This is a genomic window from Cochlodiniinecator piscidefendens, assembly GCF_011326755.1.
GTDB lineage: Bacteria > Pseudomonadota > Alphaproteobacteria > Rhodobacterales > Rhodobacteraceae > Cochlodiniinecator > Cochlodiniinecator piscidefendens.
In genome coordinates this window covers 582,613-601,542 of record NZ_JAAOIE010000002.1, presented here as the reverse complement: position 1 = coordinate 601,542, position 18,930 = coordinate 582,613, and the positions used below count along the sequence as shown (strand labels likewise).

Annotated in this window: 21 protein-coding genes; 14 read left to right on the top strand and 7 right to left on the bottom strand. The window is 50.7% G+C overall.

Annotated features, from left to right (window positions below; translation table 11 throughout):
* Positions 1-8 precede the first annotated feature (8 nt).
* Positions 9-773 (bottom strand): N-formylglutamate amidohydrolase, encoded by a 765-nt coding sequence (locus G9C99_RS07680; protein WP_166416854.1) that lies wholly within the window; start codon positions 771-773, stop codon positions 9-11.
* A 134-nt stretch (positions 774-907) separates the two neighbouring features.
* Between G9C99_RS07680 and pyk the strand changes: the two genes are divergently transcribed.
* The 8 genes from pyk (at position 908) to G9C99_RS07640 (ending at position 7,943) form a co-directional block, all read left to right on the top strand.
* Positions 908-2,353: a pyruvate kinase gene (gene pyk / locus G9C99_RS07675; RefSeq protein ID WP_166416853.1), complete on the top strand. Its 1,446-nt coding sequence runs from the start codon at positions 908-910 to the stop codon at positions 2,351-2,353.
* A 29-nt stretch (positions 2,354-2,382) separates the two neighbouring features.
* Entirely contained in the window at positions 2,383-2,607 is a 225-nt protein-coding gene (locus G9C99_RS07670) for a hypothetical protein (protein ID WP_166416852.1), read from the top strand.
* 112 nt (positions 2,608-2,719) lie between these two features.
* Positions 2,720-2,920 carry a 50S ribosomal protein L35 gene (rpmI, locus tag G9C99_RS07665; RefSeq protein ID WP_166416851.1) on the top strand — a complete coding sequence of 67 codons (201 nt, stop codon included), beginning with the start codon at positions 2,720-2,722 and terminating at the stop codon, positions 2,918-2,920.
* Between the two features lie 12 nt (positions 2,921-2,932).
* Positions 2,933-3,295: a 50S ribosomal protein L20 gene (gene rplT / locus G9C99_RS07660; protein ID WP_166416850.1), complete on the top strand. Its 363-nt coding sequence runs from the start codon at positions 2,933-2,935 to the stop codon at positions 3,293-3,295.
* A gap of 195 nt (positions 3,296-3,490) precedes the next feature.
* A complete protein-coding gene (gene pheS / locus G9C99_RS07655; protein WP_166416849.1) occupies positions 3,491-4,564 on the top strand; it encodes a phenylalanine--tRNA ligase subunit alpha in 1,074 nt (357 codons plus the stop codon).
* Positions 4,561-5,007 (top strand): ASCH domain-containing protein, encoded by a 447-nt coding sequence (locus tag G9C99_RS07650; protein WP_166416848.1) that lies wholly within the window; start codon positions 4,561-4,563, stop codon positions 5,005-5,007. Before pheS ends, G9C99_RS07650 begins: the two co-directional genes overlap by 4 nt.
* Positions 5,007-7,406, top strand: a complete 2,400-nt coding sequence (pheT, locus tag G9C99_RS07645) for a phenylalanine--tRNA ligase subunit beta (protein WP_166416847.1) — start codon at positions 5,007-5,009, stop codon at positions 7,404-7,406. Before G9C99_RS07650 ends, pheT begins: the two co-directional genes overlap by 1 nt.
* 90 nt (positions 7,407-7,496) lie before the next feature.
* Complete coding sequence (locus tag G9C99_RS07640) at positions 7,497-7,943, top strand: YtoQ family protein (RefSeq protein WP_166416846.1); 447 nt, start codon at positions 7,497-7,499, stop codon at positions 7,941-7,943.
* On the opposite strand, the gene G9C99_RS07635 is transcribed toward G9C99_RS07640, so the two are convergent.
* Together G9C99_RS07635 and G9C99_RS07630 are read right to left on the bottom strand one after the other, a co-directional pair.
* A complete protein-coding gene (locus G9C99_RS07635; protein WP_166416845.1) occupies positions 7,936-8,970 on the bottom strand; it encodes a Hint domain-containing protein in 1,035 nt (344 codons plus the stop codon). The genes G9C99_RS07640 and G9C99_RS07635 overlap by 8 nt on opposite strands.
* Positions 8,971-9,094: 124 nt before the next feature.
* Positions 9,095-9,796 carry a glutathione S-transferase N-terminal domain-containing protein gene (locus G9C99_RS07630; protein ID WP_166416844.1) on the bottom strand — a complete coding sequence of 234 codons (702 nt, stop codon included), beginning with the start codon at positions 9,794-9,796 and terminating at the stop codon, positions 9,095-9,097.
* 137 nt (positions 9,797-9,933) lie between these two features.
* Here G9C99_RS07630 and mscL point away from each other — a divergent pair, with 137 nt between their 5' ends.
* The gene (gene mscL / locus G9C99_RS07625; protein WP_166416843.1) at positions 9,934-10,368 is read left to right on the top strand and encodes a large conductance mechanosensitive channel protein MscL; all 435 of its coding nucleotides are present in this window, start codon (positions 9,934-9,936) and stop codon (positions 10,366-10,368) included.
* 53 nt (positions 10,369-10,421) lie between these two features.
* Here the strand turns inward: mscL and ald are convergent, their stop codons facing one another.
* On the bottom strand, positions 10,422-11,540 hold the full coding sequence (gene ald / locus G9C99_RS07620) for an alanine dehydrogenase (protein ID WP_166416842.1): 1,119 nt from the start codon (positions 11,538-11,540) through the stop codon (positions 10,422-10,424).
* Positions 11,541-11,676: 136 nt separating this feature from the next.
* On the opposite strand from ald, the gene G9C99_RS07615 reads away from it, so the two are divergent.
* The gene (locus G9C99_RS07615; protein ID WP_166417123.1) at positions 11,677-12,135 is read left to right on the top strand and encodes an Lrp/AsnC family transcriptional regulator; all 459 of its coding nucleotides are present in this window, start codon (positions 11,677-11,679) and stop codon (positions 12,133-12,135) included.
* Here G9C99_RS07615 and G9C99_RS07610 read toward each other — a convergent pair.
* Together G9C99_RS07610 and rpsU are read right to left on the bottom strand one after the other, a co-directional pair.
* On the bottom strand, positions 12,132-12,971 hold the full coding sequence (locus G9C99_RS07610; protein ID WP_166416841.1) for a DMT family transporter: 840 nt from the start codon (positions 12,969-12,971) through the stop codon (positions 12,132-12,134). The two genes, G9C99_RS07615 and G9C99_RS07610, sit on opposite strands and share 4 nt — an antisense overlap.
* A 137-nt stretch (positions 12,972-13,108) precedes the next feature.
* Entirely contained in the window at positions 13,109-13,315 is a 207-nt protein-coding gene (gene rpsU, locus G9C99_RS07605; RefSeq protein ID WP_166416840.1) for a 30S ribosomal protein S21, read from the bottom strand.
* A 111-nt stretch (positions 13,316-13,426) separates the two neighbouring features.
* Here rpsU and G9C99_RS07600 point away from each other — a divergent pair, with 111 nt between their 5' ends.
* The 3 genes from G9C99_RS07600 (at position 13,427) to G9C99_RS07590 (ending at position 17,210) form a co-directional block, all read left to right on the top strand.
* Positions 13,427-14,119: a COQ9 family protein gene (locus G9C99_RS07600; RefSeq protein ID WP_166416839.1), complete on the top strand. Its 693-nt coding sequence runs from the start codon at positions 13,427-13,429 to the stop codon at positions 14,117-14,119.
* A 5-nt stretch (positions 14,120-14,124) separates the two neighbouring features.
* Positions 14,125-15,105, top strand: a complete 981-nt coding sequence (locus G9C99_RS07595) for an NAD(P)H-quinone oxidoreductase (RefSeq protein WP_166417122.1) — start codon at positions 14,125-14,127, stop codon at positions 15,103-15,105.
* Positions 15,106-15,200: 95 nt separating this feature from the next.
* The gene (locus G9C99_RS07590; RefSeq protein ID WP_166416838.1) at positions 15,201-17,210 is read left to right on the top strand and encodes a hydantoinase/oxoprolinase N-terminal domain-containing protein; all 2,010 of its coding nucleotides are present in this window, start codon (positions 15,201-15,203) and stop codon (positions 17,208-17,210) included.
* Between the two features lie 132 nt (positions 17,211-17,342).
* On the opposite strand, the gene G9C99_RS07585 is transcribed toward G9C99_RS07590, so the two are convergent.
* Complete coding sequence (locus G9C99_RS07585) at positions 17,343-17,996, bottom strand: ribonuclease T2 family protein (RefSeq protein ID WP_166416837.1); 654 nt, start codon at positions 17,994-17,996, stop codon at positions 17,343-17,345.
* 121 nt (positions 17,997-18,117) lie between these two features.
* On the opposite strand from G9C99_RS07585, the gene G9C99_RS07580 reads away from it, so the two are divergent.
* The gene (locus G9C99_RS07580) at positions 18,118-18,861 is read left to right on the top strand and encodes a DUF1013 domain-containing protein (protein ID WP_166416836.1); all 744 of its coding nucleotides are present in this window, start codon (positions 18,118-18,120) and stop codon (positions 18,859-18,861) included.
* Positions 18,862-18,930 lie beyond the last annotated feature (69 nt).

Below are 18,930 nucleotides of genomic sequence, written 5' to 3'. Positions count from 1 at the left end.
TTTCCTGATTATTTGAATGACAACGTATCGGACAGAGCAGCCTGCAATATAGGAGCAAGCCGGTCGGCCCATGCGATTTGTTGGGGTTCTGTTTCGATGAGGTCATTGCGCAGCTCAATCAAAATATTCAAGTGCCCATTGTCCAAGGCATGACGCGCAATGGAATCCCCTTCCAGATGCCCGCCGTATGGCTCATTTTCGCCAACGCAAAGATCGGTTTCGGCTGAGAGGCGTTGCAACAGCGGGCGGGCTAAGCGATCATCGTCCGCAAACAGTAGGCCAATATGCCAAGGCCGAGGGCTACGGCCCTTTAACTGCGGCGTGAAGCTATGAATGGATAGAACCACAGGATTTTCACGAGCGGTCAGCAAGTTTTCAAGCGCTGTGTGATAAGGGCGGTGGTAGGCATTTAACCGACGTTCGATTTCTTCTGCGTCGGCAAAACGGTTGGCAGGGATAATTGTGCCATCATAAAGTTTCATAAGGAGAGTCGGGTCATCTTCTCCGCGATTAGGGTCAATGACCAACCTTGAAAAATTTGAGAGCGCACAAGGGGCATTTAGGCGTTTTGCCAAGGCAAGGCTTAGTCCCGCAGCGCCTACGTCATAGGCTATATGACGGGCCATATCCTCGGCAGGCAGGCCAAGGTCACCATTATTCACCTCAGGAGGGACGCGGTTGGTTGCGTGGTCGCAGGTTACGACCCATGAAGAGGGACGTTCTTCACCAAAAATATGAAATGGTTGGTCGCTTTGTGGGAATTGGAATGTCATCTTGAAGTCACCATTGTCTGCGATACACCCATACGCAAGAAACCAGCTGGACGCCAGTTGTCTGTTCGATACAAATCCGCCATACAGGGGCGCGAAATGAATATGTTAACGCTAACACTTAAGGAATGCCGCCCATGATACGCCAACGGAATGTTAAAATCGTCGCGACATTGGGCCCGGCGTCCAATGACTACGAAATGATCCGAGGGCTGTTTGAGGCAGGGGCTGACGTTTTTCGTTTGAACATGAGCCACGGTGACCATGATGAGATTCGTGTCCGTCATGAAATCATTCGTCAGGTTGAAAAAGACCTTGAGCGTCCGATTGCGATTCTGGCGGATTTGCAAGGTCCGAAGCTTCGGTGTGGGGTTTTCGCAAATGAAGCTGAGGAATTGGTGGCGGGTCAGTCTTTCCGCTTTGATCTGGATGATGCTCCTGGTGACATCAATCGTGTTCAGCTGCCCCATAAAGAAATATTTGAGGCGCTTGAGCCCGGATCGAGTTTGTTGATCAACGATGGTAAAATTAAAGTACGTGTGAAAACATGTGGTGTTGATTTTGCTGATTGTGAGGTCGAAGTCCCCGGCGTGATCTCTAACCGTAAGGGTGTGAATGTGCCGGATGTGGTGCTTCCATTAGCGGCTTTGTCTGAAAAGGATCGCAAGGATTTAGAGTTTGTGTGTGAGTTGGGTGTTGATTGGCTTGCGCTCTCATTTGTTCAACGCGCGGCGGATGTGGAAGAGGCACGTGTTTTAGCAAAAGGCCGGGCTGCGGTTCTGTCGAAAATTGAGAAACCGGCGGCGGTTTCAGCGTTTGATGAAATTCTTGCAGTTTCTGATGGGATCATGGTGGCGCGTGGTGATCTTGGAGTTGAACTTCCGGTGCAAAATGTTCCGCCAATCCAAAAACGCCTGATCCGTGGATGTCGTCGTGCGGCCAAACCTGTGATTGTTGCAACGCAAATGTTGGAAAGCATGATCGAAAGCCCGGTGCCTACACGCGCAGAGGTGTCTGATGTGGCGACCGCAATTTACGAGGGGACGGATGCCATTATGTTGTCGGCTGAATCGGCAGCGGGCAACTATCCAATCGAAGCCGTCACAACGATGAATAATGTGGCGATGGAAGTCGAAAACGACCAGACCTATCGTCAGGTCATTGAGGCAAGCCGTAAAGCGGACCGCATGACCGTTGCAGATGGGATCGTCGCCGCAGCCCGTGAAATCGCTGAAACAACCGACATCAAGGCCATCTGTTGCTTCACGCAATCAGGCACAACCGCGCTGTTGGTGGCACGAGAAAGACCGCGCGTTCGAATTCTCGCGTTGACGCCTTTGACGCGAACGGCGCGTCGCCTTTGCCTGTCTTGGGGGGCTGTTTGTGTTCTCACGGAAGAGGTGGAACGCTTCAAAGGGGCGGTTGTGGGGGCGGTGCGCGCCGCGTTGAATACCGAGGTTGCAAGTGAGGATGACCAAATCGTGGTAACAGCAGGTGTGCCATTTAATAAACCGGGTACAACCAATATTTTGCGTGTTGCGCCATGTGTGGAGCGGTTGATTTATAGTTCTGATCCCGAGTAGGCTGAAGTCACGCTACGTAAGGCTTCGTTATGGATACCGATTTATTATTTGTTCTTGGTGTTGTGATTGGTGGATTTTCGGTTCCCTCAATCATCAGCGCATTTTCTGAGAGTAGGCCGCCTCGGATGGCGATGGTGCTTATTGTAATGGCGGGGGCGTTGATTGCCTACGCGACAAGCACCCATCCGGGTGGATATTCATTCGAACAGATCCCGGATGTGTTTATCAGGGTTATCGGGCGATATATCGGGTAGATCATTTTACACTTGCCCCTAATTCAGAGTCGTCCTATACGACTGCTTCCTTGTGCGACCGGCCCATAGTGGCATGCCGAGTCGCGCGTCCACCGCTTCTGAGGAGACGGAAATGCCCAAGATGAAGACCAAATCGAGCTGCAAAAAGCGGTTCAAAGTGACGGCCTCTGGTCGCGTTGTATCTGCGCAAGCAGGCAAGCGCCACGGCATGATCAAACGCACAAACAAATTCCTGCGTAATGCACGCGGCACAACCACGCTGTCGGCGCCTGATGAGAAAATCATCAAGTCGATGATGCCGTACGCTCGTTAAGGAGAAGCTGATATGTCACGCGTTAAAGGTGGTACCGTAACCCACGCCCGTCACAAAAAGATCATCAAAGCCGCTAAAGGTTATTATGGTCGTCGTTCAACAGCTTTCCGCACTGCGACACAGGCTGTAGACAAAGCAAATCAATACGCAACACGCGACCGTAAAAACCGCAAGCGCAATTTCCGCGCTTTGTGGATCCAGCGGATCAACGCTGCTGTGCGTTCACACGACGAAGCTTTGACTTACTCACGTTTCATCAACGGTCTGGCACTTGCTGGTATCGAAGTGGACCGTAAAGTTTTGGCTGACCTTGCTGTGCATGAGCCAGAAGCATTTGGTGCGATCGTTGAAAAGGCGCAAGCCGCGCTCGCGTAAGCCCATCCGCTTTAGGATTACATTAAACCGCGAGCCTTATGGGTCTCGCGGTTTTTTCTTGTTTGATGGTTGTTAAATTGTGAACGCCTGTGGCGTTCGCTGAATACGCTCGGATCAGATGATCCAAGCTGTTGGTGCCCTTGAAATTATGTGGGGCTGTGATAGCAGGGGCGGGACGAATTAAAGGGGTCGATCATGGACGCTTTGCGGCAGAAATATCTAGATGCGATTGCTGCGGTTTCTGAAGAAGCTGGGCTAGAAGACTTGCGGGTGCAGGCAGTTGGCAAAAAGGGCGAAGTGAGCCTAAAGATGCGTGAATTGGGGAAAATGACCCCGGATGAGCGCCAAGTTGCCGGGCCGAAACTGAACGCGCTCAAGGATGAGATCAACTCTGCGCTCGCGGCAAAGAAAGCGGCACTCGCAGATGCAGCTTTGGACGAACGTTTGCGCACCGAATGGTTGGACGTGAGTTTGCCCGGACGGGAAGCGCGCCAAGGTACGATTCATCCAATCAGTCAAGTGACCGAGGAAATCATCGCGATTTTTGCTGACATGGGATTTGCAGTAGCTGAAGGGCCGCAGATCGAAAATGATTGGTACAACTTTGATTCACTTAATATTCCGCCGCATCACCCTGCGCGGCAGGAATTTGACACGTTTTATATGCACCGCGATGCAGAAGATGATCGTGCGCCTCACGTATTGCGCACCCACACCAGCCCGGTTCAAATCCGTGCAATGGAAAAAACCGGAGCGCCGATCCGTGTGATTGCGCCGGGACGCGTTTACCGTTCTGACTATGATCAAACTCATACGCCGATGTTTCACCAGATTGAAGGCATGGCGATTGGCGAAGATATCTCTATGGCCAACCTTAAGTGGGTGCTGGAAGAGTTCTTTGCGGCCTTTTTTGAAATTGATGGGATTAAGACCCGTTTTCGCGCGTCACATTTTCCGTTCACGGAGCCATCTGCAGAAGTCGATATCCAGTGTTCTTGGGTTGATGGGCAGTTGCGCATCGGTGAAGGCGACGGTTGGATGGAAGTCCTTGGTTCCGGTATGATGCATCCAAAGGTGCTTCAGGCTGGTGGTGTTGATCCTGAAAAATGGCAAGGTTTCGCATTTGGGATTGGGATTGATCGCTTGGCGATGCTGAAATACGGCATTCCAGATTTACGTGCGTTCTTTGACAGTGACCTACGGTGGTTGCGCCATTATGGATTTGCGAGCCTCGATCAGCCAAATTTGGCGCGGGGGTTAAGTCGGTGAACGACGAAATCGAAGATCTAAATGACACATATCCCGGTGCTGGTACGTTCAAGTTTGGCGATAGTGAAAAACGTTGTAATCGTCTGATCAGTTTGGTGCGCGAAGGTAAGAAAACCGCGAATTGTGATGCGCTTTCTGTTTTTGGGGATGACGAAGCGGCGCTGCCGCAGGTTGGGCGTTGCGACATCGCGACCACATGGGATGATGTGCCAGCACTCGTGTTGAAAACGACGGGTGTTAAGCAAATTCGCTTTTGTGATGTTACCGAAGATATGGCGTTGGCCGATGGTGAAAACGACAGTCTTGCGGGATGGCAACAGACGCACAAAGCGTATTTTGAACGCAACGGCGGGTTTGATCCTGAAATGATATTGGTGTTCGAACATTTCGAACTCATTGAGAATTTGGCGGGCCGCGAAATTGGCCCTGAGGGGAAAAAGTAATGAAATTCACACTCTCTTGGCTAAAAGACCACCTCGATACTGATGCGTCAGTGGATGAGATTACTTATGCGTTGACCGACCTTGGACTAGAAGTCGAAGAGGTTGTTAATCCATATGATACGCTGGCGAATTTTACGCTTGGTTATGTGGAAACAGCAGAAAAGCATCCTGATGCGGATCGCCTGAATGTATGTCAGGTGAAAACGGATGAGGGCATGAAGCAGATCATTTGTGGCGCACCTAATGCGCGTGCAGGGATCACCGTTGTTGTGGCCAAACCAGGCACGTATGTTCCGGGTATCGATACGACGATCCAAATCGGTAAAATCCGCGGCGTCGAAAGCCACGGCATGATGGCCTCAGAGCGTGAGATGGAGCTGTCGGACGAACACGATGGTATTATCGAATTACCGTCTGGTGAGGTTGGTCAGAGGTTTGTTGACTGGTTGGCAGAAAACGACCCTGTCAAAGTCGATGTGATGATCGATATTGCGATTACACCAAACCGCCCAGATGCGCTTGGTGTGCGGGGCATTGCGCGTGATTTAGCGGCGCGTGGCATTGGTGTTTTAAAGCCTGCGCCGAGTGCGGCGGTTGAAGGCAGCTTTGACAGTCCGATCAATGTGTCGATTGACGCAGATACCCGTGAAAATGGCTGTGAAGTCTTTATGGGGCGCTTGATCAAAGGTGTGAAAAACAGCCCAAGCCCAGCATGGTTGCAACAACGCCTTAAGGCGATTGGCTTGCGTCCGATTTCTGCGTTGGTCGATATTACGAACTTCTTTACCTATGACCAAAATCGGCCGCTGCACGTATTCGATGCTGACAAAGTTACTGGCGATTTGCGTGTTCACCGTACTTCTGACGAGGAAACTCTGGTTGGATTGGACGAGAAAGAATATCGCTTCTCTGCTGGTCAAGTTGTGATCTCGGATGACAGTGGTGTCGAAAGCATCGCAGGGATCATGGGCGGGCTGCACACTGGCTGTACCGATGGCACAGAGAATGTGTTTCTTGAAGCCGCTGTCTGGGATACTATTCAAATTGCGAAAACAGGTCGTGCGCTGAAAATCAACTCTGATGCACGGTATCGCAATGAACGTGGCATCGACCCGGCGTTTAACTCGTTGGCAATTGAATTAGCGACGCAAATGATCCTCGATCTTTGCGGTGGTGAGGCATCCCGTGTGGTCACCGCTGGTGAGGTGCCAGATGTATCGCGCTCTTATCGTTTGGATACAGACCGTGTGCAGCGCTTGGTCGGGATGGAGATTGCGCCCGATACGCAGCGTGCGACATTGACTGCGCTTGGGTTCACAATGGATGGCGACATGGCACAAGTGCCAAGTTGGCGGCCTGATGTTCAGGGTGAGGCCGATTTGATCGAAGAGGTGGCGCGCGTTGCCTCATTGACCAAACTCGAAGGCAAACCAATGGCACGTGCGCAAATCGGTGTGCCAAAGCCGATTTTGACTCCGATGCAAAAACGCGAAGGCATGTCGCGTCGTACCGCAGCTGCGCTCGGGTATAACGAGTGTGTGACATACAGCTTTATTGATCAGCCGTCCGCGGCTGTTTTTGGCGGTGGTAGCGACGCAGCAAAGCTGGAAAACCCTATTTCCAACGAAATGAGCCACATGCGCCCATCTTTGTTGCCGGGGTTGCTACAAGCGGCTGCACGGAACCAGGCGCGTGGTTTCATGGATCTGGCGTTGTTTGAAGTCGGACCAGTGTTCCATGGCGGTGAACCGGGTGAGCAGGAAACTCTGATTACCGGGATTTTGGTCGGTCACACTGGCCCCAAAGATCGTTTTGGCGCACGCCGCCCCGTTGATGCGTTTGATGCTAAAGCAGACGCAGAGGCGATTTTAGCTTCGATCGGTGCCCCGACGAAATTGCAGTATAACCGCGAGATGAATGCTTGGTGGCATCCGGGACGTTCATCAAAGTTGTGCTTGGGCCCCAAAAATGTGCTGGGCGCGTTTGGTGAACTACATCCAAAAGCAATTGAAGCGATGGATGTCAAAGGTCCGGTTGTGGCGTTTGCGATTCACATTGCAAATGTACCGTTCCCGAAGTCCAAAGGCGCGACACGTGCAGCTTTGAAATCTAGTGATCTGCAATCCGTAGAGCGCGATTTTGCTTTCGTTGTCGATACGGATGTTGAAGCCATCAAGGTGATCAATGCAGCCCAAGGTGCGGATAAAGCACTTATCGAAAACGTGCGCGTTTTTGATGAATTCATCGGTGGGTCATTGGGCGACGGTAAGAAATCATTGGCGATTTCTGTGCGATTGCAGCCAGCAGACAAGACCCTGACAGAAAAAGAAATCGAAGCTGTGGCCGAAAAAATCATCACGAAGGTGACAAAGGCAACAGGCGGCACCTTGCGCGGGTAAACCATGTGTATCTGAATTTTAGAAAGGGGCGTTGGCGATGTTCAACGCCCCTTTTTTCATGATATGCAGCACCAAGCATAGGAGACTAAAATGACATTAAAGATTTATCTATCTGGTGAAATTCACACGGACTGGCGGCAACAGATTATAGATGGAGCGCAAGGCTTGGATGTGAGCTTTGATGCCCCGGTAACGGATCATGACGCGAGCGATGATTGTGGTGTTTCAATTTTAGGCGCTGAACCAGATAAGTTTTGGCATGATCACAAAGGGGCAAAGATCAATGCAATTCGTACACGTAAAGGAATTGCTGACGCCGATGTTGTTGTAGTTCGTTTCGGTGAGAAATACAAACAGTGGAACGCAGCGTTTGATGCAGGATACGCAGCCGCGCTTGGTAAATCAGTGATTGTGATGCATGGAGCAGATCATCAGCATGCCTTGAAAGAGGTGGACGCTGCGGCACTGGCTGTCGTTGAAACGCCACAGCAAGTTGCTGACATACTAAAGTATGTTTTAACCGGTGTCCTTAGCTAAGTAACATTTGCCCGACTGGGCCACGGGCTACAATACGTGCAGTCTCTCCGAAATGTGCCGCGTTTAGGCGCAATTCGGGGAATAACGTATAAATCTCTTCGCGCGCATCATTGTGAACCCCTTGTAGAGACGTCTCACTTGGGAAAAAGCTTTCCGACCATGCGCCGTTTGCTTTGACGATTTGATGGCGATCAAACATGAAATGCACATAGGTGACAGTTTCATCTGTTGAGGCAGGGCGAATGGTGCTGTCGTTGGTCAGGCGGTGCGCAGCGACTAAGACTTCTGAATCTCCAAGGAGCAATTCAGCGCGCCATCCAGTGATGAGCATGCGATGTTGGGGGGAGACCTTGAGCGGATGGCTTGGCATATTTTCACCCAACGCGCCGGGCTGGAAAACGATTGGGCGCAACTTAGGATCAGCATTTAGCATTGGTGCAGAAATTGTCCGGCTTTGACACCATTTAACAGACTGGAAGCCATCGTCGAGGGTTAAAACTCTATCGCCAAGCCTGATCATTGAAACATCTTTTGGACCTTGATCCGTGTCGACTAGCGTACCAGCAGTAAAGCAAACAAGCATCGATATGTTGTCAACGATTGCGCCAAGGCTGTTATCGGGGCCCAATTCCGTAAAGCGCAAAGTGTAGGTTCCACCACTCGGAAATGAAACGTCTAGCGAACGCCCGGTCAGCGAGTTTTGCGATGGAAAGTAAGATTGGCTTGCCAATGCCGAACCCGAAGAATCCAAAATATCCACACGGAAACCTTCGCTTCCGGATTGGCCGTTTGAAGCATTGCGCAATGCTGTGTCGAAATTCAGTGTTGTGTCCACACTGTTATTGATCGTGAAAGACTGTTCAAGAACTGTGGTTTGCCCGGAGTGACCGTCTATCTCGGAAACAATGTTTGACGATCCATTTCCTAGATAAGCTCTCTCTGGATAGGTTGCTTCTATATCAGTCCCCGACCAGTTGGCGGCGAAATTGGAAAAGTCTCCGTTTAAGATGATGTCATACTGGGGCATTCGTCACACTCTTGGCTGTTGAGAGTTCCGAAATAAGCAAGGATTAAATACAAATTAAGGGAGAATTTTTTAAAAAACGCGTCATCGGGCCAAGTACCATGGCCCGATGATCAGTTGTTCTGGCTTAATCACGAGGGGGCTGCACGAGCCCTTTTTGCACGGCGTCACGCGCGAGGAAACGATCCAAGTATGCTATGACATTCTTGTGCTTTTCCCACTCAAGGACTTCGCCTGCTTTGTAGAAAAGATCAACACCTCGTAGCCAGGGTGCAATTGCAATGTCGGCTATCGAATATTCACCAGCAATCCAATCGCGGTTCTCAAGCTGTTTATCTAAAACCGCTAGCAATCGTTTCGCTTCGTTGATGTAGCGTTCACGTGGACGAGGGTCTTCGATTTCTTTACCTGCGAAGGCGTAAAAGTACCCAAGCTGACCAAACATGGGACCAAGGCCACCCATCTGGAACATGAGCCACTGGATGGTCTCATATCGCTTTGCTGGATCTTTAGAAAGCAGTTGCCCCGATTTTTCAGCGAGATAAATCAGAATAGCGCCACTTTCAAACAAACCGATAGGGGCGCCATCAGGGCCATCCGGGTCTATGATTGCCGGGATCTTATTATTTGGGTTCAGAGATAAAAATTCGGGGCTTTTTACGTCAGCATCGGAAAGGGTGACTTTATGTGCCTCATAAGGGATGCCCATTTCCTCTAGGGCGATGGATACTTTAACGCCGTTCGGGGTGGGAAATGAATATAGCTGCAAAATGTCTGCGTTTTGCGCGGGCCAGCGCTTTGTGATTTCAAATTGGCTTAGATCGGTCATTGGGCTCTCCTGTCCGTATGGGGGACAAATAAGCACGAATTCCCCTAAGCAAAGGGGCTTTTCCTGTGTGAATTCGTGCTATGGTATGTGCGTTAATGCGCACAATAAAAACGCGAACGGGAAAAGGGACAATAGAAATGTTGAAAGAATTTAAGGATTTCATCGCCAAGGGCAATGTCATGGACATGGCCGTTGGGATCATTATTGGTGCGGCCTTTACTGCGATTGTAAAATCGTTGGTGGCTGATCTGATCAATCCAATTGTCGGGCTGTTTACGGGCGGTGCAGACTTTACCAATAACTTTGTTATCTTGGGTGGTGATGGAACGGTATATGCATCTCTCGAAGCTGCAAGAGAAGCCGGTGCTGCGGCGTTTGCATATGGTGCGTTCCTGATGGCGGTCTTGAATTTCCTGATTATCGCTTGGGTCGTGTTTATGTTGGTTAAAACTGTTAACAAAGCCAAAGAAGCAGCTGAAAAAGAAAAGGCTGCAGCTGAAGAAGAGGCGGCACCAGCAGGTCCATCAGAGCTGGATATTCTTGTTGAAATTCGGGACTCTCTGAAAAAGTAATTTTTTGAGAACTTCAAAGCAAAGGCCCGCAAAACTGCGGGCCTTTTTGTATCTTAAATGTTTAGGGCATCTTCACCGCTGATGTAGTCAAGCCCAAGTGCTTCACCCACAGCTGCATATGTGAGTTTGCCTGCATGCACATTCAAACCATTCAGCAGATGCTTGTCGTCAGCACAGGCTTTCTTCCAGCCTTTGTTCGCAAGCGCGAGCATGAACGGCATGGTTGCGTTGCCCAAAGCGATGGTTGAGGTGCGTGCAACCGCACCTGGCATGTTGGCAACGCAATAGTGCATGATGCCATCAACGTCATAGATTGGGTCTTGGTGCGTTGTTGCTTTTGATGTTTCAAAGCAGCCGCCTTGGTCAATCGCAACGTCGACAATAACTGCGCCCGGTTTCATTTCGGACAGTTGCGCACGTGAGATCAGTTTAGGGGCGGCAGCACCCGGGATCAGAACAGCGCCAATCACCATATCAGCCTGACGCACGAGGTCGATTGTTGCACCCGCTGTTGCGTATTGGTTTTTGAATGTTCCACCAAATACGTCGTCGAGATATTTTAGGCGGTTCAATGAACGATCAAGAACAGTAACATCTGCACCCATACCCGCAGCGATCTTTGCTGCATGTGTGCCGACAACACCGCCGCCAATAACAACGACTTTCGCAGGGGCAACGCCCGGTACGCCGCCCATTAGAACGCCACGACCGCCGTTGGCTTTTTGCAAAGTCCAGGAACCGACCTGAGGCGCAAGACGACCTGCAACTTCAGACATTGGCGCAAGAAGTGGCAGACCACCACGATCGTCAGTTACAGTTTCATAAGCGATACATGTCGCGCCTGATGCGATCAAATCGTGTGTTTGTTCGGGATCGGGTGCAAGGTGCAAATATGTGAATAGCAGTTGCCCTTCGCGTAGCATTTTACGCTCACCTGCTTGGGGTTCTTTTACTTTGACGATCATATCGGCTTGGGCAAAAACATCCGCAGCAGTCGCGAGAATCTCTGCACCAGCAGCGGTATAGTCTTCGTCAGAAAAACCAGCACCAAGACCAGCACCTGTTTCAATCACGACAGAATGGCCGTTTGTAATCGCTTCAAGTGCGGCAGCGGGGGTCATGCCGACGCGGAATTCTTGTGGTTTAATCTCTTTAGGGCAACCTAGTTTCATATTTGCTCCTCCTTTTCCTGCGACAATCTTGCACGGTTATTGACGCAATTGCCTTGAAAAGATCGGTGGTTCGTGTATGGTTTTATCGAAGTTTGTTGCGCATATTATGTGCTTATTGAAAGGATCGTGTGAGCTTTTGGCATTAGACAGTATAGACCGTCGAATTTTGAATCAGCTTCAGAAAGCTGGCCGCATGTCGAATGCGGACCTTGCGGATAAGGTTAACCTTTCCGCTTCGGCATGTCATCGGCGTGTGCAAAGGTTGGAAGTTGACGGGTATATCAAAGACTATGTCGCGCTTTTGGACCCGCGCAAAGTTGGACGGTCTTCGACTATCTTTGTTGAAATTGCGCTTTCTGGGCAAGCCGATGAAGTATTAGACGCCTTTGAGCGAGAGGTCGCAAAAATTCCGGATGTGCTCGAGTGTCATTTGATGGCCGGAAAATCAGATTACCTTCTTAAGGTTGTGGCGCATGATACTGAAGATTTCGCGCAAATTCACCGGAGATACCTTGCGCGGTTACCGGGTGTCGCTCAGATGCATTCCAGTTTTGCGCTTCGGACAGTGTGCAAAACAACAGCGCTGCCCGTTTAACGTCGTAACAGCAGCGTTGCGAACCCGGAGGTGAGCAATAGCAATATCCCAAACAGCGCGAATAAGTCGGGCCAGTTGCCAAATATAAGGACGCCAAAGATGGCCGCCGCGATTAACTGAACATAGTGGAATGGCGCAAGCTTTGATGCGTCGCTGCGTCGGTAAGCGAGAATGAGGCACAGGTTACCAACAGCTGAGCCTAATGCGCTAATAATGGTCAGCACGGCGATGCTTTGCGACATGTCGGGAATTTCGGAGAAACCAAGTGGTGTGAGAAGCACAGAGCCAATGATCAATTGGCTGAGTAACATCAATCTTGGGCGCGCAACATGCGCAATCCAACGACTTGCGACCAGAAAACTACCGTAAAATATCCCGGCGAGTAAGGCAAATCCAGCGCCAACCCCCATGTCTGAGCCGGGTTTGACCACGAATAATACACCTACAAAGCCCAATAGAAGCAATGCGGAGCGGGCAAGTGTCACCCGTTCACCTAACAAAATTGCCGATGCAAAATATGAAATGATAGGACCGACGAAGAAAATTGCAAAAACGTTGGCAATTGGTTCGGTTTTGAGTGCGGTTAAAATCGACGTAATTGCACAAACGATAAACAGCGCGCGTAACCAAATGCGCCAATCTAGAAAAATTCGACCATCAAAACCGCCGGCAAATGGCAAGAATGCGAGAGCACCAATTAGAAAACGGCTCCAGGCGACATAGAAGGGCGAAGCCCCATGGTCGGCTCCCAGAAGTTTTCCCGCAGTGTCACCCGCGGTGATCAAAGTCATCGCGATGATGATAAGTGCAATAGCTTGGAGATAATCGCGCGTCATAATCTGCCCTAAAATGCTCTCGCGCACCCTGTCGGCCAAATAAGGTAAACACAACCCGGAAAACGAAAAACCCCCGCGCCGAAGCACGGGGGTAATTCTTTGCAGTAAAATACTGCTTGGTTCGAAAAAGCGTGCGCTTAGAGCATACCCTCGCGCTGTGCTTTCTTCCGAGCCAGCTTACGGGAACGGCGAATTGCTTCTGCCTTCTCGCGTGCTTTTTTCTCGGACGGTTTTTCGTAAGCCTGACGAAGTTTCATCTCGCGAAATACACCTTCGCGTTGCAGTTTCTTCTTTAGGGCACGAAGCGCCTGATCGACGTTATTGTCGCGAACACTGACCTGCATGTGGTTGTCACCACCTTCCTAGGTTAAAGTTTGCAAAAGTTGCAGGAAGCTGCCCTATAGCAAAGCGCGATTGGTTTGTCTACTACTGGGCTGAATGTGAAAGGTTTGCTTATGTCTGAAGATTTAGCACTGAAAACACGATTGTTAAATGCATCGCTCCCTCATGTGGTTTTTGATGGTTGGGGGGATGAACCCCTGAATTTCGCAGCACAAGAATGTGGCGTGGCGGTTGAGGTGGCACGAGCACTTTTTCCACGTGGCGGGATTGATCTGGCAATGGCGTATCACCGGGCTGGTGATGCTGAAATGCTCGCCCGTTTTGAGGTTGAACCCCTTGAGGATATGCGGTTTCGGGACAAAATCGCAGCTTTGGTGAAGTTGCGATTAAAGCTTATCGAAGACAAAGAATTGGTCCGTCGAGGGTCGTCTTTGTTTTCACTGCCACAGAATTCTGCAGACGGTGCCAAGCTCATTTGGGGAACGTGTGACGCTATTTGGAACGCGTTGGGGGACACGTCCGAAGATGCCAATTGGTACACGAAACGCGCAACACTCTCTGGCGTTTACGGTGCGACTGTTCTGTACTGGTTGGGGGACGATAGCGAAGGCCATGTAGAAACATGGGCTTTTCTGGATCGGCGAATCGACAACGTAATGCAGTTTGAAAAAGTGAAAGCCGCTGTTGCTAAAACACCAGTATTGGGTCGTTTGATCTCTGAAATGGTCGGTCGTATTCAACCGCCTAACACCTCTCCACGCGATGATGTCCCCGGTACCTGGACCGATAAAACGAAAGAAGCCTAATGACTTTGCCTACAACAATGCGCGCGATCGAAATATCCACTCCGGGCGGTCCCGAAGTTTTAATGCCAGTAACACGCCCGGTCCCAACGCCTGCGTATGGCGAAATTCTGATTCAGTTGGCTTATGCTGGCGTGAATCGTCCGGATGCGCTGCAACGCGCCGGCAGCTATGCGCCCCCCCCGACAGCGAGTGATCTACCGGGGCTTGAGGGTGCGGGAACAATCGTAGCGGTTGGCGAAGGTGTAAGCGCTTGGTCCGTTGGGGATGAGGTTTGTGCGCTGTTGCCCGGTGGTGGATACGCTGAATACGTAACAGCGCCAGCCATGCATGCTTTGCCAATTCCAAAGGGTATGGATCTGAAACAGGCAGCTTGTTTACCCGAGACGTTTTTCACCGTGTGGTCAAATGTGTTCATGCGCGGGGGCCTTCAGGCGGGTGAGCGGTTTTTGGTGCATGGTGGATCATCTGGCATCGGTACAACGGCTATTCAGCTTGCAAATGCTTTTGGTGCGCGTGTTTTCACCACGGCTGGTTCTGACGAAAAATGTCAGGCATGCCTTGATCTCGGTGCGGAACGCGCGATCAATTACCGCAATGAGGATTTTGTTGTTGTGCTTAAGGGTGAAGGCTACGCCCATCTGATCCTTGATATGGTTGGTGGTGACTATATCGGTCGCAATATCAGGGCTTTGGCTATTGAAGGCCGTATGGTTCACATCGCATTTCTATCCGGTCCAAAGGCTGAAATTAACTTTGCTCAAATCATGGCAAAGCGTCTTACGGTGACAGGTTCTACTCTGCGTCCCCAATCGGATCTCGCTAAAGCGAAAATTGCGGAGCAATTGTTGTCGCAGGTCTGGCCGTTGTTGGTAGCGGGCAAAATCGGCCCGGTTATGGATTCGGAATTTTCGTTAGAAGACGCTGCGAAAGCCCATAGCAGAATGGAAAGTTCAGGCCACATCGGTAAGATTGTCTTGAAAATCTGAAAATGGTCGGTTTTTGCGCACCTCTGTCGGGTTCTGATCGGACGCGGCAGGCTGTGCTATGGCCAATAGGCCAAGAGAAGAGGGAGCAATTGGCCATGGCATTAATGTTGGGAATAGATACGGGTGGGACCTATACGGATGCCGTCCTATTGCGTGATGAAAAAGACGTTATTGCTAAGGCCAAGTCCCTAACAACCCGCCATAACTTGGCTGAAGGTGTTGGCGCAGCCATTGCAAAGGTAATGGATGATAGCGGTGCACAACCTGCTGAAATTGCCTTAGTTTCTCTTTCGACTACACTTGCGACGAATGCGCTGGTCGAAGGGCAGGGCGGCCGAGTTGCATTGATTTTTATCGGTTTTGATGAAAAAGATCTGATGCGTCAGGGGCTATTTGAGTCCCTTAAAGGGGATCCCGTTATTCAGCTCTCCGGCGGTCATAACCACAGTGGTACTGAAGCTGCGACTTTCGATCTTGAAGGATTGCGAGATTGGCTTTCTCAGCACGGTAATCAGATTTCGGGTTTCGCCGTCGCCAGCGCGTTTGCAACGCGAAATCCCGCGCATGAATTGGCGGCACAGGCGTTAATCAAGGAAATGACGGGTAAACCGGTGTCTTGTTCTCATCATTTGTCCTCAAAGCTGAACGGTCCAAAACGCGCAATGACAGGTGTTCTGAATGCGCGGCTCATTGGTATGATTGATCACCTTATTTCCGCAACCGAAGGTCTGCTACAAACGCGCGGTGTTGATGCTCCTCTGATGGTTGTGCGGGGTGATGGCGCGTTGATTTCATCGGATATGGCGCGGGAACGTCCGATTGAAACCATTCTTTCCGGCCCTGCTGCGTCAATCGTTGGAGCAAGTTGGTTGACGGGTGAGCCAAACGCGCTTGTTTCGGATATTGGCGGTACCACAACGGATGTAGCTTTGCTCCGGGATGGGATGCCGATGATTGATCCGGCTGGCGCAAGGGTTGGCGAATTCAGAACGATGGTCGAAGCAGTCGCAATGCGCACTACTGGGCTTGGTGGCGATAGCGAAGTCCATCTTGTAAATGAAGGATTAAAAGGTGGGATTTTTCTAGGCCCTCAACGTGTTATCCCGATCTCTCTTACAGCGCAGAATTGGCCTGACTTGGTGCACGATACCCTAGACCGCCAATTGAATTCTGACGCAAATACCGAAACAGATGGCCGATTCGTCGTGCCTGTTTTGCGGGCGGATATGTCTGTTGCAGGGTTGTCTGAACGTGAAGCAGGCCTTTTGGCACGCATTGGCGAAGAAGCGCATGCTTTGACAGGGTTGCTGCAAAACCGGATGGAGGCCGCATCGCTCAAACGCTTGGTCGAACGAGGGCATGTTCAGTTCTCCGCCCTTACGCCGTCTGACTCGAGCCATGTGCTGAAACGCATGAATGTGTGGGATCAAAAAGCTGCAGATAAAGCGGCGGAACTTTTCGCACGGCGTCGTGTTAATACGGGGGATCGTATTGCGTCTTCTGCTCAGCAGTTGGCGCAGATGGTTATTGACCAGTTGACGGAACAGACCGCGCTGACACTCCTTGAATCCGCGTTCGAAGAGGATACCGGATTTAAAGGGGAAAACACGGCTCTGGCCCGACATGAACTGACGCAAAACGGTCTTGTCTTGCACCAAGGTTTGGTTTCGGTCGATGTGCGGCTAAACGTTCCTGTTATTGGATTGGGCGCCTCTGCGCATTCTTATTATCCAGCAGTGGGGGAAAGACTGCGCGCGCCTATGGTCCTGCCAGAACATGCAGAAATTGCCAATGCTTTGGGGGCTGTTGTTGGCCAGATCAGCATTCGTGAAACCGGTGTAGTGACCTCGCCTTCAAAAGGCGCGTACAGAGTGCATTTTCCGAATGAAAACAAGGATTTTCCCTCGGAAAGTGAAGCGCTTGAGGCGTTGAAATCCTATCTCACAGAAACAGCTGTAGCCGCTGCCAAATCTGCGGGGGCAGAAGATTTAAGAACCTCTGTGGAAGAGGAGATAAACAGAACTGGAGAGGACAATGCCGATGATTTCCTGGATGCGGAGATTACGGTCATTGCGTCCGGCCGACCGCGTATTGCGGTTGGATGATTGGTGTGCCGTACCTGGGTACAAACCGTATGATTCTCGTGTATGCAAGTGTCGGTATGTGCGCAGTACATCCGAAGGGGTTTCCATTGGAAACCCCTGAGATATAGAGTACGCCGTAGGCCTCCCTTTAGGCTACCGCAAGGGATGCATCGTTGCGCTGGAGAGGCTGCAATCGCGAATGGTATCTTGACCACATGTGCGGAATTCCAAATCAGGTGTTAAACAGATTCGCACCTCTTGGATAAAGTTTTCGCGGCAGGTCACGGTTAACCCATCTTCGGTCATGCCACCATTTTCTGCTAAAAACGCACCTTGCACCACTGAGGCCGGTAGGCGGATATCGTCTTGCAGCCGTCGAAATGCAGTAGGGCGGGTGACCAATTCATAGGCTTCGCGTGATAACGCATAATAGGCGTCAGACGATAGGCCTGAACAGCGCCCGTGTTTGTTCCATTGGTGCCAGGCCAATCCACCACTTCCCATAATATCAGCCATTTCCGCTGTATCTGAGCGAGACGGGTTGCGTTCGACAGTGTTGCAATAGCTAGGCCATCCTTGCTCATACTGAGGCCATAAACCATGCATGATCCAACCCAATTCAGCGCCTTCCTCGCATTCTGGTGCATTGCGCCCATCCCCTTCGAGCGCACACCAATTGGGCGACCAGCTTAGGGATAGAACATAATAGTCAAAATCCCCGGCAGGTTCGCCGTCGGCGCGCAATGGATTCGTATGGATCAGAGGTAGCAGAAAGCTCATCATGACCCAAAAAAACAGTTTACGCATTTTCTCTTTCCTCTTTTGGTTTGGCGTACTATATACGGGCCAAATCCCCCGAAAACGTTAAAACGCGGCAGCGCCGCACCGTTTTCCCCCGACGGGAGAGATGTATCTGAAGGAGAGACCAATGGCCAAACCAATTATGGCAAAAGCAACCGCTGTATGGCTGGTGGACAACACAACGATCAGCTTTAAGCAGATCGCTGATTTCGTCGGCATGCATGAGTTGGAAATTCAGGGTATTGCAGATGGCGATGTGGCACAAGGTGTCAAAGGTTTTGACCCGATCAGCAATAATCAACTGACCCAAGAAGAAATTGATGCGGCGCAAAATAGCCCACTGCACAAGCTTCGTTTGAAGTTCAATGCAGCAGCGGCAGGCGAAGAAAAACGCCGTGGTCCACGTTACACTCCTCTTTCTAAACGTCAGGATCGCCCGGCGTCTATTCTGTGGTTGGTGAAGTTTCACCCTGAATTGTCTGATGGTCAGGTGTCAAAACTGATCGGGACTACGAAACCCACTATTCAGGCCATTCGTGAACGCACCCATTGGAATATCGCGAACATTCAGCCTATCGATCCCGTCGCATTGGGTTTGTGTAAGCAGTCTGAGTTGGACCAAGCGGTGCAAAAAGCCAACGCAAAGAAAGCTGCAGACGGCATCATGAGCGACGAAGAGCGTCGTAAGTTGGTTTCGACTGAGCAATCTTTGGGCATGGAAGCCGAACCAAAAATCCCAACTGCGATTGCTGGGCTTGAAACCTTTAGCCTGAGCGGCGCAACAGAAAAAGACGATGAAAACGAAGAGGCCGTGCCAGATGCGGATAGCTTCTTTAATCTGCCATCAGGAAACGATAGCGACGACGAATAAGTTACGTCTACGAACTAAATCAGAAAAGCCTCGGTTTAGACCGGGGCTTTTTTATGTTCTATTTCTGAA